The following is an 11,662-nucleotide window of genomic DNA, read 5'->3' as shown; positions in this document are numbered from 1 at the left end:
GGCGTAGAGGTGTTTGTTGTTGGCCTTGACGGTGAAGACGTAGTGGGCGCCCCCGGTCCGGATGGTGTTGGCGGTATCGGTGCAGGTGTGCATCGCGTCGAGGGTGACGACAGCACCCGCGATGTCGATGAACTGGAGTAGTTCCCGCACTGCGGGGATCTCGTTGCTCTTGGTCTGGACCGTGACCTGTCCCAGGGTGGTGGTGCCGCACAAGGCAGCGACCAGGTGCGGTGCCCCTTCGGTGCCGGTGCGGGCACCGCGCAGGGTCTTGCCGTCCAAGGAGATGATGCGCAATCCGTTGATCACGGCCAGGCGGGTGGCGGACCAGGCGCCCAGCACCTGGTCGAGCAGGTCGGCATCCAGGCGGGCGAAGGTGCGGCGGAAGGTCGCCTCGTCGGCGGCTCCCCGGACCATGCCCAGGGCGGTGAGGGTGTGGGTGGTGGTCTCGGTGGCCCATTGGCCGATGGCGGTGAACCCTTTGGCTCCGGCCAGGGTCGCGCAGACGGCCACGGCGATCAGCGCGGCCAGGGTGTGGCGTCGTCCGCGGGGTTTGCGCGGGTCGGGCACACCTGCCAGGACCTGGATCAGGTGGTCCTGGCGTGAGACGGGTTCGACGATGAGCTCGCCGGGGTGAGACGATGACATTCGCGGGCGTGTTCCTCGGTTGGGCGAAAGCGTGAAGAACTTCCATCCAACCGGGTCGGACACGCCCGCTTCTGCTTGTTCGCCCTACGAAGAAGCAGGTCACATCCCTACAACCCGACTTTGCCGGAGCCCTGGCGGCGGGGCCGATCTGCCACGGCCCGATTGAGCCCTCGAATCGGTTGTGCCAATGGAAGTCAGCCCACTCTATGGAATCGGTCAGCGAGTCCTCTTTCACAGGCCTGAACCTCGCCAAGACACACGAGATGATCCAGTGATCCGGGTGCTTGTGCAGAAACCACGAAGTCAGCATGGGTTCTCCGGAATACGCCCAGACGTCGTGGTCCTCACTGAGCGACTTCCATTTACCACGGACCGGGGAATCGGGTTGGGATTCCTGGATGAGCCCCGAAGCGAACGTCCGAGCCTCGTGGTGGGATGCGTGTACATGGAAGAACCCGCAAATGAAGGTTAGAAACCTGGTCTCGACATTGGTGAACGACATGAAAGTTGGCCGCTCCCAGGAAAGGCTCAACTTTCGACGTTCCCCGTATTCTGCGTCGAGTGCATTAAAGACCGCATCTGCGTTCTCCATGGATGCCGCGCGGTTTGTTGATTTGATGAGCTCTTTGGCGATACCTGGGCACGAGCGGAGTACATCGGGGTCACGGATCACCATAACCAGCCCAACTCCCAAGGCCGGGCCTCGGGTGAGGATCTTCAGGATGAGCTCCCTCCCTCTTGGATGTTTGAGGATCCTGTCGGAGTCGTCGAGTGCGCAGATGATTCCACGGTGCCGCTTGCTGGGCTTGTGTTTCGGACCAGAGACAAGCCTGATGTCGATGTCTTTTACAACCTCGGAGAGCTGTTTCAGTGCAGCCTCGAGTGTTGGGCCGCTCCCGTGGGGGAGAACGAGAACAGGGGAGAAGCGCTTGGAGAGCAGAGCCTGGTGAGCTATGATCCGGAGGAGATTGGTTTTCCCTTGTCCATCGAAGCCGAGGATGAAGCCGTTGGCGACAGTGCCCTTCCTGTCGTGCAGGCTCCAGCGAACAGGATCACGCTCCCGATCGAGTCCGATAGTAATCGTTCCTGATCTGCGGTCGTAGGTTACTTCGCCCTTGTAGGTCAGGGCCTCCTTCTCCGCTGACCGAGCCCTTCTGGCGTCCATGATCTTCTTGTGTAGCTCATCTTGATTGCGTGAGGCCCTGACACTCTCTCCTCTCACTTCTTGGCTTGCATCCTCCCCCGGCTGATGACTCTTCGCGATCCTGACGGGTTCGGGCTTCCTGATTTTTGGTGCGTTATCACCGAAGGCCAACAGTTCCACCCCGGACCCCTCAGCCATGTTGGCGAAGAATTTGGGCCCTTCCTCAATAACCTTCGCGTTGTCCCGCCAGTCGCTCACCTCTTGCGCAGACACCCCCCGGAGTACCGGCCGTCGGGGCGCAGGTGGGATGTCCTGTGAGATGAAATGACTCCTACTTGGCTCGGGCCGCTCTGCTGAGTAGAAACGGGAGAGTCCTTGCCAGCCACTGAGGTGTACGTGGAGGAGGCGAAAACCTGCGTCCCTCATCTTCCGCATCGCTGCGGTAGGGTTTGCCGCATTCCAGTTTCTGAGCTGTTCATTATAGGGCGGATTGAAGTAGGAAATGAGACTGTGCTCGACAAGGTCAATCGAGGCCTTAGTAGTCGTTCCTTCTCCGCCAGAGAAATCCTTGAAGTATTTTTCGAGAGAAGGCCCGTTTTCTGAATCATCGATGTGGTCATCATTCTGGAAGTTTCCATTTTCTAAGACAAGCGGTGACACGAAGATATCCCAGGGATCGCTGGCGTGATCCTCGTGGACCATCTGGAGTTTCTGGTGATTTTTTGTCCTTTCCCATGCATTTCCATTGCCCCCGGCGAACGCCTGCCCAATGTAGAGGACCTCCTGATTCGCTACCCCCCAGTCCGCCCCGGAGAAAAAGGAGGCAAGAGCCCAAGCGTCACCATGGATCACCTGGCCATCGAAGCACAGGGAGAAATAAGAGCCTTGGTCGTAGACCTTGAACACGGACTGTTTCTCCTGGTCGACCAACTCACTCCCGAGAGCAAATTGCCGCGTTGTATTTCCACCCGGGTCGGTTTCGATGAACTCTAGAGTCAGGATACCGTCTTTAATCCTAGGAGTCCCTTCCAATATTCGGATGCGAGGCCTACGCGAGATGATGTACCAGTGACATCCGCGCATGGCTTTGCCTAGTTCCTCTGATCCGAATTTTCGTTGAAACACATGCCTGACTGAGATTGTATAACCGAGTGTTCCGGCCATTTTTCCTCCCAGGAGTTCTGTGGTTTCGCCCGCACTGCGCCCAGGGGTTGCGCCTTGCGGCCTGTGCCGAGTGCCAACACTGTGGGGGATGCTGCCACAAGCCTCAGACATTTCCGAGGCTCAGCAGACAAGCCATCGAAGTTAGTCCTGGATGTGCTATATTTTTCGCACAGGTGTTCCATAAGGGCTATCAGAGCAATATTGACAAGAACTCGAACGAACCTCGCATAGGCCTCAAAGTAGACATTGCCAAATCATTCCAAGCAGACGTGAACACCTCGGCAAACACACTCCACGCTCGCTGATCTGCCTATCTCTACCCATCACATACAGACGTTCTGCCCGTCCCGCACACAGCTGGCCAAGAACCTCGCGAGGTGCCATCGGACGCCGCTACCCGCCCGCGCGTGCTCCGTTCGTGCTCCGCAGTTCTGGACCGGGACGTCAGCGAGCGGCACGGCGCGACACGAGATGGCACTCCGAATCGGATGGTGCGGGACACAACGGTACGTAGCGGCCCGTGACGGTACGCGACCATGGAACTTCTAATCCGACGGTCGCAGGTTCGAATCCTGCCGGGTGCGCCATAAAACCCCAGGTCAGACTGGGTTCAACGGCCTTACCCTCATCGTCTTCTCACACTGATGGGGCCAGGATGGGGCCAAGGTGGGGCCGGCCCTCGACGCACCCTTCGTGCCCTCCCCCGCCGATGAGCCCTACCGGAGTCGCGCAGCACCAGCCACGCCGTGCGCTCCGCCGCCTCACGCGCCACCTGCGGCAGCACTGTTTCGTGCCGGATCCTTTGGAGACTCTTCTGTGCACTGAGCTCCACAAGGCCGGATAGCAGAGTTCAGCCGTGAGTACCTTCCTGCTGCCATGCAGCGATCTCGTCATCGATCTCACGCTGGTACTCCAACCAGGAAGTGCGGACCGCCTCAACCGCGGCCGGCCGCGCAGAGATGCGTTGCTGAACCACCACACTCAACAACAGATCGAACCCGCTGGCATCAGACAAGACCACAACCGAGCCACCGGCGACTGTCAGCCGTTGCCGGATCAAGTCCCCTTCGAAGACCTCCACGAAATCGGAGACCTCCTCCTGTAGAAGGCGGTCAGCTCCCCAGGGGCCGATCGCGCTGGTGTTGTCCGTGATCCCGTTAGGGCGGGCCCTGGTGGTGCTCGCGATGGCTTCGCTGGAGGCAGGAACGGTGGCCCGCTCGTTGAAGGGGTGGGTGCCGTTGCGCAAGCGCAAGATCACCGCGGTGATGATCGCGGTGTTTCTCGGCTTGTACACAGCCTTCGACGAGAACGGTGGCCCAGGCCTGTGGTTGGTCGGGTTGACGGTATCTGTGGGGGCGTTGACGCACATCCTCGGTGACCGGCTGACCCGTTCAGGTGTGCCGTTGTCCTGACCGCTGCTCGTGGGCGGGAAGCGGTAGTCGATGTCGCGGTTACCAGTTGCTTTCTCCACCGGTAAGTCACCGGTGGAGGTCGGGATCCGGTAGATCTCGCTGGCCGGGTTCCCGGTGATCCTGCTCTTGGGCGCTCCGGTACCGCCAGCTTGAGGATCTCTGGTTGATGCGGGCCCGGTCGCAGCCGGGCCCTACCGGAGTCTCACCCTCCGAGTGCCTGGCCGCTCCCTGACGAGGTGTCGATCGACCCGAAAAGCAACAACACCACGATCAGGTGAGGGCTTGCCGCTCTAGAGCGCGGGTGTGGTCTGCACGACCGCGTCGGGACAGGAGTTGGCGACCGTGGTGAGCGCCTCAAGTTCGGCCTGGTCGATCGACAGGCTCCAACGGGTCTTCACCGTGGCCCACTCAGTGACGTACTGACAGCGCGCTTCCTGAGCTGGGGGCAGCCACTCCGCAGGATCCCGGTCGGCCTTGGATCGGTTGGAGGCCGCGCTGACCGCCACGAGTGCGACCGGCTCGTCCAGGTCGTTGGCGAAGGCCCTTCGCTGCTGAGTGCTCCAGTTGGAGGCACCAGAATCCCATGCTTCCGCGAGGGGAACCATGTGGTCGATGTCCAAAGAGCGGGCGTCGATGATGGTGCGGTTGTCGTAGTAGGAGAACCACTCTCCCCCGGCCAGACGGCAACGCTCACCAACTTCCGGTGCCACGATGGCTTCAGCGATAAGGACTTCCACGCGGGTGTTGCACCCGTTGCCATCAGCGTCGACCCAGTGCGGGAAGAGGCTTCGGTCATACCCGGTCCGGGATTCTTCAGCGACGGTCAAGGCGGTGATCGCGTCGGCAAGAGGGGTAGGGGCGGCGTGAGCGGGGCTCGGAATCAGGAGTGCGGCGGCAAGCGGGATGGTGGCAAGGGCTGCCAGGTGTGGGCGCATGCGGTGGCCTTTCCAGGGTGTTCACTGAACGTGATGGTCTTGTGCCTGGTGGCCGCGGGGTAAACCGGTGGCTGATTGATGCCTCAGAAGCAGCGGCACAGAGGGGGACCAGGTCGGACAAGGCGCGCGCCGCGAATTGGGTTTCGGTCTGTGCTGCTTACTCCTGCCGCGCAGACCGCATCAATGTGAACACATATAGCAACGAAGGGGGTGAGCTCTCTCATGCCTGGAGGTATTCGTGGGAAGCCGGGTGTGTAGGCGGAATCATATTGATGATCGACTCGGGCCATGGGCCAGGTTGATCGGGGTCGCCCCGGTCGGGGCAGGCGCAGGTGTGCCCGGACCAGCGGCAGCCGGGCTTCACCCACTGGGGTTCGTTCGCCGAGTACGTCACCCTGCACTCCGCCGACGCGAACATCGTCGCGGTCCCGAGCGGGTGGACTTCACCACCGCGGCGAGCCTCGGGTGCCGGTTCGCCACCGCCTACCGGGCTCTGATCGGCCGCGCCCGGCTCAGCGAGGGCGAGTGGGTGACCGTCCTCGGCGCCGGCGGGGTCGGGCTCAGCTCGGTCGTGATCGCCCGTGCGCTGGGTGCCCGGGTGATCGCCGTGGACCGCAACGCCGAGGCCCTCGCCGCCGCACGGGAGTTGGGCGCCGAACACGTCCTGGTCGCGGACGGGACCGACGTTCCCGCCGCTGTCCGTGAACTGACCGGTGGCGGCAGCCATGTCTCTGTGGACGCGGTGGGCAGTGAGCAGACCTGTTCGGACGCGGTCTTCGGGCTCCGTCGGCGCGGTCGCCACGTCCAGGTCGGGCTGCTGCCACCGGTCGAGGACCACCCGAGGGTGCCGATGGACCGGGTGTTCGGCTGGGAGCTGGACCTGCTCGGCAGCCACGGCATGGTGGCGACCGACTACCCGGGGATGATGGAATCGGTCGAACGGGGTGTGTTGCGACCCCAGTTGCTGATCGAGCGGGTCATCGGCCTGGACGAGGCGGCGGCGCTGCTTCCAGGGTTCGACCAGGCCACGGTCGCCGGAATGACCGTCATCGACCCAAGTGGTGGCCTCCCTGCGCAACACCGCGATTGGGCTACTGAGAGCGGCCGGGTTCGGCAACATCGCCCAGGCCAACTGTCACCACCTTGTCGCCCCGGGTCCTGCGCAAGGCCGCACGCGCAGCCTCACGGGAAGCGAACCCGCCCCACCTCACCCGACACCGACCACCCTCGGCCCGCTCCGACTCCAGCGAGAAGTACCAACTCCTATGCCCACGACACCGCAACCGCGGACAACCACTCCCCAACCCCCTCAAAGAACCAGCCACCCGGCACCCGTACCGCTTGAACACCGAACCCGACCCCAACATCACCACCACCTCCAACCCCAGTCTCACCCTGAGGGCCAGAGAAGGTGAGTGACGGGAGGCAATCCCCGCACACACCACAGCCTCAAACAGACTCGGCACGAGACAGTGTTCGTCGATTGGTGCGGACAGGGCGGCCAGGTGGTGGTCACTGGACAGTGGGCGTCTAGTTGGCGCTCGCAGTGGCTGGCCTGCCTGCGATAGGGCTGCGGCCGACCAAGGCAGCCCCAAGTAGGCCTGTGATGAAGGCCACATGTTGACCATACCCGCTGGTCGTACAAGTTTTCGAACGAATACTCCTTGACTCATCGGAGCCTACTGGCGAAACCTTAACTTTATCCGTGATAATTTCTAGACCATGGATAACGGTGGCGCGAGGCTCATCGAGCACACGGAGCGCATCAAGCACGCACTGGCCGACCTGTGCGAACCACTCCACGACGTCTTCACTCAAGCTGGCACCCATCCGCTGTCCAAGGCCCCAGCCGAGGAAGACCGCGACAACAACCCGGACTTCTCCGGCCGTGACTACGCGTGGTTTCGCACTCACTTTGTGCGCGCCTTCGCCCATAATCGCCTCCAACAGCGCACGCTGGATCCATGGAGGCTCACGGGGGACCACTGGCGCAACGGCGAGCTGTGGATGGCGAACGGCGAGTTCGAGCTGCGCTTCCTGCATGGCCTGTCCGAGGCCGACGTGCCCGCCCCCGGATCGAACCGGGCGAGGGCGGCGTACTACTGCAACCCTCCCCTGCCGATGATGCCGGCGCTGTTCGGGTCAGAGATCGACAAGTTGATTCTTCTGTGGCGCCTCAATCCTTTGGGGGAGCCCTCGTTCAGGGTCGTGCGCACGATCGGACGCTGGAAGTTCGGGGGCACTGCCAAGCTCGATGTTGACTTCCCGCTGCCTCAGTCCTCGGAGGAGTTGATCAACATGACGTTCACTCCTTCGGATGATGGAATCGATCTGAACTTGCCGAATGAGGAGAACGATGAATTCGGTGCTGGCGGCATCTCCGGGTGAACGCCTGCGCGTACTGAGAGAACTCATGGGTCTGACGCAGACCCAAGTCTCCGGGATGTCCGGTGTGGCGTCCTCGTGGATCTCGGATGTCGAGAATGGCCATCGGGATCACGATGACGCCAAACTCGAACAAATCGCTAAGGCAACAGAAACACCCATTGGCTTCTTCTATGTTCAACCCAAGTCGGTCCCCTTGGACTCTCTTCGGTTCAGGAAGCTTGCCTCTGCCAAGCGGTCAGTGACAAAGCGGGTACATGCCCTTTATGGAGAAAGCTACAGGGTCTCTGACGACCTGATAACCTCCCAGAATTACCCGATCCCACCGCTGCCTTTTGTTGACAAGGATGTTGTTACCCTCGACGAAATAGAAAGCTTGGCGGACCAGACTCGCGTCGCACTCCGACTGGCCCCGGACAAGCCGATACCCCACTTGACCAGGGCTCTGGAGCGCGGGGGCATCGCGGTAGCGCCGATGGTGCTGACTGATGATTCCCGGGGCGACGAGCCCAGCGGAAACGATCACTTCGGAGTCTCCTACTGGGGCGGCCCCGGGGACACAGCGCTCATCGGGTACTTTCCAGCGAGCGGCGATCGAGACCGGTTCACTCTCGCCCATGAGTTGGGGCATCTCGTTCTGCACACCTTCAGGCCCAGAGCCCGAAACGCAGAGCTGGAGGCCAACCGCTTCGCTTCAGCTCTCTTGGTACCCAGGGAGCGCGCGGAAGAAGATCTATCGTTCAAGATGACTTTGACCGACTATGCGAGGATGAAGGCCACATGGGGCGTTTCCATCCAGGCACTCATCATGCGCGGAGCAGCCTTGGACAAGATCGATGACACCAGGAAGAGGTCCCTCTACGTTCAACTTTCCCAAAGGAATTGGAGAAAAAACGAACCTGTCAAGGTCGGACAAGAGCACCCCCTGCTCTTGTGGAGTCTTTTGGAACGCAGGTTCGGATCCCGCCCTTACGTTCCAGGTTCGGATGTTCTTGCCATACCGCCAGCAGTGCTTCGATCGATAGCACCGACGCCACCTGCACGGCCTGCAAGACGAATGTCGGATGATCCGGAGAAGAGCACCCAACCCGAGGGAAGAGTTGTTCAGTTCAAGAAACGAGTCTGATCTCATCGTTATCCTCGTGCATGGCGAGTGTGAATGACCCTGGGATCGGCTCTTCCCTGTAGGGGCAACATCCGCCAAGCACCCGCAGCGGCGGTTGTTCATGCGGTCAGCTTCGCGCCACGCCGTGGAGTGACACTTCGCCTGATCCCCAGGCCCTGTCTTGGCTGCACCTCGGCCCTGTAGCTGACAGCGGCCAGCAGGACGATGCCGGAGTCGGTAGACGGCCCGCAGTGACGACTCACTGCGGGCCGCTTGCCTTGTCCGAGCGCTCTGGGTCGAGGTGCCAAAGGATCAGCCGCGGCAGCGTTCAGATGAGCACTGTCCGATATGCGCAACCTTGCGGAAAAGTCCAGATCTAGATCCCACGAAAGTTCAACGACCTGCGTAACCGGTAACACCCTCCTCACAAGACCAGCGCAGTGAGGACCAGTAGGAGGTTGAGGACCGTCGGAGCAGGATCTGGCGAACGCTCCCCGGTCTGTTCACCGGCCGGTGGGGATCTTCTAATCCGACGGTCGCAGGTTCGAATCCTGCCGGGTGCGCCACAAAACCCCAGTTCAGAGGAGGTGCTTCGCCTCACCTGAAATGGTCTCCTTTACTGATGGGACCAGGGTGGGACCGAAGTGGGGCAAAGTCTTCCCTCATACCTCGCCAATACCCTTGCCGACAGGCTCTGCTGGCACCCCGCAGCCTCAGCCACGTAGACCAACCAGCCGTCCCCCGTGCGGTCAGCAACGAGGGACCACACCGACCGGTTACCTACTCAGCGACACCCCACTCCCGTGAGTAGCGAGAGGCAATTTCGGCATACACCACAGCCTCCGCCAACCTCGGCACAAGACACACTACTGGGGAGCGCACTCGGTGCGGGCAGCACGCATCGGTTCGCAGACGACATTAACCCAGATCATCACCACAACTTGCTCCCCGCACTCGGTCGGTTCGGCACCCAGATCATCGTTCAACGATGCAAGAAACCAGCTTACGGGGCGGAAGGACTGCGACTGGCCCACTTCGATTTCGTCGACGCCTCCCAGGTCGTCGGCTTCACAAGAGAGCGTTGGGCTTCGGTGTCCACCAACAGCAGTACCCGCGCACCCGAGGTCTTCGACCTTGATGATCTCCTCGGAAGACTCCAGCAAAGAAACCACCAGATCTCTCCCTGAAGAGACCAAAGCGCTTCCCGTTTTTCGTACCCCCTCTCTACGGTGGACTCCAGACGTTGAAGGATCGATAGCAGCGAAGGAGGTGGGGGTTCATGGTGGCGGTGCAGCGCGCGTTCAAGTTCGCTTTGGACCCCACACCCACCCAGCTTGAGCGTCTCTCCCGCTACGCTGGGGCCTCGCGCATGGCCTACAACTTCGCTTTGGGGCTCAAAGGCCAGACCCACCAGCAGTGGCGAAGCCTGGTCGACGAACTGATCGCGGCGGGTCTTGAAGAGAAGGAGGCCCACCGCCGTGTCCAGATCAAAACCCCGACAAAACCAACGGTCCAGAAGATCTTCAACCAGCTAAGAGGCGGCCCAGGCGAAGGCCCAGGTGGACTCGCTCCCTGGCATCACGAGGTGGCGACCTGGTGCTTCCAATCCGCGTGGATGGACGCCGACCAAGCCTGGAAGAACTGGCTGGACTCCCTCACCGGCAAACGTGCCGGACACAAGGTCGGTTACCCGCGGTTCAAGAAGAAGAACCGCTCTCGTGACTCCTTCCGCCTTCACCACGACGTCCGCGAACCCACGCTGCGGCTGGAGAGCTATCGCAGACTGAACCTGGGCAAGTTCGGTGTCGTTCGCCTGCACGAGTCCGGCAAACGCATGCACCGCCTGGTCTCCTCCGGTGCGGCCGTGGTCAAGTCCGTGACCGTTTCCCGCAGTGGTTCCCGCTGGTACGCAAGCGTGCAGTGCGAAATCCAGACCGAGCGCCCCGCCCCTACTCGACGCCAGCGCGTGAACGGGCGCGTAGGGATGGATGTGGGGGTCCACTACCTCGCGGCACTTTCCCAACCGATCCAGGACTACGTCCTGATCGACAACCCCCGGCACCTGTCCCGAGCCTCCAAACGCTTGGCCAGAGCCCAGCGAGCGCTGTCCCGAACTCAGAAGGGATCGATGCGACGGCGCAAGGCCGCTGCCCGTGTGGGCAAACTGCACCAGGAGGTTGCCCAGCAACGCGCTACGACCCTGCATTGGCTTTCGAAACGGTTGGCGACCACGTTCGCCTGCGTGGCCATCGAGGACCTCAACGTCGCCGGGATGACCCGGTCGGCCCGGGGCACCGTGGAGGAGCCAGGCTCGAACGTAGCAGCCAAAGCTGGGTTGAACAGTTCCATCCTGGATGCGGCCCCGGCTGAGCTGCGCCGCCAGCTCGAATACAAGACTTCCTGGTACGGGTCACAGCTCGCGGTCCTGGACCGTTGGTTTCCCTCCAGCAAGACCTGCTCAGCGTGTGGTTGGCAAAACCCAAACCAAACCCTCGCCGATCGGGTGTTCTCCTGCGCCGAGTGCGGGTTGCGGCTCGACCGCGACCTGAACGCCGCGCGTAACATCGCCGCTCACGCGGAAGTCGTGTCAGCTTCTGGCACCGGTACCCCTGGTAGAGGGGGTCCGTGAATGCCCGTGGAGGACGTGTCAGTCCCAAGCTCTCTCGAGGGCCTGGGCAGTGTTCAGCGAAGCGGGAAGACGTTGGACTCGGGCAACCGGGGCCGGCGCCACCTCGGCGGAGCAATCCGCCGACGTTCTCTGCATGTGGATCTCAAATCAATAACGTCTCTGTTTAGTCGCAGGTCAGATCCTGTGAGACCCACACGCGCAGGGAACGACCGCTGTTCAACGCGGCCAGGAACAGGCTCTCCA

General features: G+C 61.7%; 10 protein-coding genes. 6 read left to right on the top strand and 4 right to left on the bottom strand.

From position 1 onward, the window contains the following. Positions 1-645 (bottom strand): ISAs1 family transposase (locus BQ8420_RS23430; RefSeq protein ID WP_143847503.1); only part of this gene is annotated, 645 nt, incomplete at its 3' end. Positions 646-1,387: 742 nt separating this feature from the next. Here BQ8420_RS23430 and BQ8420_RS23425 point away from each other — a divergent pair. Both BQ8420_RS23425 and BQ8420_RS31570 read left to right on the top strand, forming a co-directional pair. After that, positions 1,388-1,735, top strand: a complete 348-nt coding sequence (locus BQ8420_RS23425; RefSeq protein ID WP_087101321.1) for a hypothetical protein — start codon at positions 1,388-1,390, stop codon at positions 1,733-1,735. 738 nt (positions 1,736-2,473) lie between these two features. Further along, positions 2,474-2,782 carry a hypothetical protein gene (locus tag BQ8420_RS31570; protein ID WP_143847501.1) on the top strand — a complete coding sequence of 103 codons (309 nt, stop codon included), beginning with the start codon at positions 2,474-2,476 and terminating at the stop codon, positions 2,780-2,782. A gap of 1,021 nt (positions 2,783-3,803) precedes the next feature. Here BQ8420_RS31570 and BQ8420_RS23410 read toward each other — a convergent pair. Both BQ8420_RS23410 and BQ8420_RS23405 read right to left on the bottom strand, forming a co-directional pair. After that, positions 3,804-4,424, bottom strand: a complete 621-nt coding sequence (locus tag BQ8420_RS23410; RefSeq protein ID WP_143847499.1) for a hypothetical protein — start codon at positions 4,422-4,424, stop codon at positions 3,804-3,806. A gap of 231 nt (positions 4,425-4,655) precedes the next feature. Beyond that, positions 4,656-5,300: an HNH endonuclease family protein gene (locus BQ8420_RS23405; RefSeq protein ID WP_087101318.1), complete on the bottom strand. Its 645-nt coding sequence runs from the start codon at positions 5,298-5,300 to the stop codon at positions 4,656-4,658. 436 nt (positions 5,301-5,736) lie between these two features. On the opposite strand from BQ8420_RS23405, the gene BQ8420_RS23400 reads away from it, so the two are divergent. The 3 genes from BQ8420_RS23400 to BQ8420_RS23390 all read left to right on the top strand — a co-directional run bounded on the left by BQ8420_RS23400 (position 5,737) and on the right by BQ8420_RS23390 (position 8,811). Continuing rightward, a complete protein-coding gene (locus tag BQ8420_RS23400) occupies positions 5,737-6,645 on the top strand; it encodes a zinc-binding dehydrogenase (RefSeq protein ID WP_235006439.1) in 909 nt (302 codons plus the stop codon). A 377-nt stretch (positions 6,646-7,022) separates the two neighbouring features. Beyond that, complete coding sequence (locus BQ8420_RS23395) at positions 7,023-7,688, top strand: hypothetical protein (RefSeq protein WP_087101317.1); 666 nt, start codon at positions 7,023-7,025, stop codon at positions 7,686-7,688. Continuing rightward, entirely contained in the window at positions 7,657-8,811 is a 1,155-nt protein-coding gene (locus tag BQ8420_RS23390; protein WP_087101316.1) for an ImmA/IrrE family metallo-endopeptidase, read from the top strand. The genes BQ8420_RS23395 and BQ8420_RS23390 overlap by 32 nt, the downstream gene beginning before the upstream one ends. 845 nt (positions 8,812-9,656) lie before the next feature. Here the strand turns inward: BQ8420_RS23390 and BQ8420_RS23385 are convergent. After that, on the bottom strand, positions 9,657-9,962 hold the full coding sequence (locus tag BQ8420_RS23385; protein WP_087101315.1) for a hypothetical protein: 306 nt from the start codon (positions 9,960-9,962) through the stop codon (positions 9,657-9,659). A 107-nt stretch (positions 9,963-10,069) separates the two neighbouring features. On the opposite strand from BQ8420_RS23385, the gene BQ8420_RS23380 reads away from it, so the two are divergent. Then, on the top strand, positions 10,070-11,419 hold the full coding sequence (locus tag BQ8420_RS23380; RefSeq protein WP_200816063.1) for an RNA-guided endonuclease TnpB family protein: 1,350 nt from the start codon (positions 10,070-10,072) through the stop codon (positions 11,417-11,419). The last annotated feature ends 243 nt before the right edge of the window (positions 11,420-11,662 follow it).

The sequence above is a fragment of the Nocardiopsis sp. JB363 genome (assembly GCF_900143625.1).
Classification (GTDB): Bacteria; Actinomycetota; Actinomycetes; order Streptosporangiales; family Streptosporangiaceae; genus Nocardiopsis.
Note: the sequence above shows the minus strand (reverse complement) of the source record. Positions and strands in the feature narration are given on the sequence as shown.

Excerpts from the sequence above, each read along its gene's own strand:
- BQ8420_RS23425 (WP_087101321.1), top strand. The coding sequence starts at position 1,388 with ATGTTTGAGGATCCTGTCGGAGTCGTCGAGTGCGCAGATGATTCCACG.
- BQ8420_RS23405 (WP_087101318.1), bottom strand. The coding sequence starts at position 5,300 with ATGCGCCCACACCTGGCAGCCCTTGCCACCATCCCGCTTGCCGCCGCA.
- BQ8420_RS23395 (WP_087101317.1), top strand. The coding sequence starts at position 7,023 with ATGGATAACGGTGGCGCGAGGCTCATCGAGCACACGGAGCGCATCAAG.
- BQ8420_RS23390 (WP_087101316.1), top strand. The coding sequence starts at position 7,657 with ATGAATTCGGTGCTGGCGGCATCTCCGGGTGAACGCCTGCGCGTACTG.
- BQ8420_RS23380 (WP_200816063.1), top strand. The coding sequence starts at position 10,070 with ATGGTGGCGGTGCAGCGCGCGTTCAAGTTCGCTTTGGACCCCACACCC.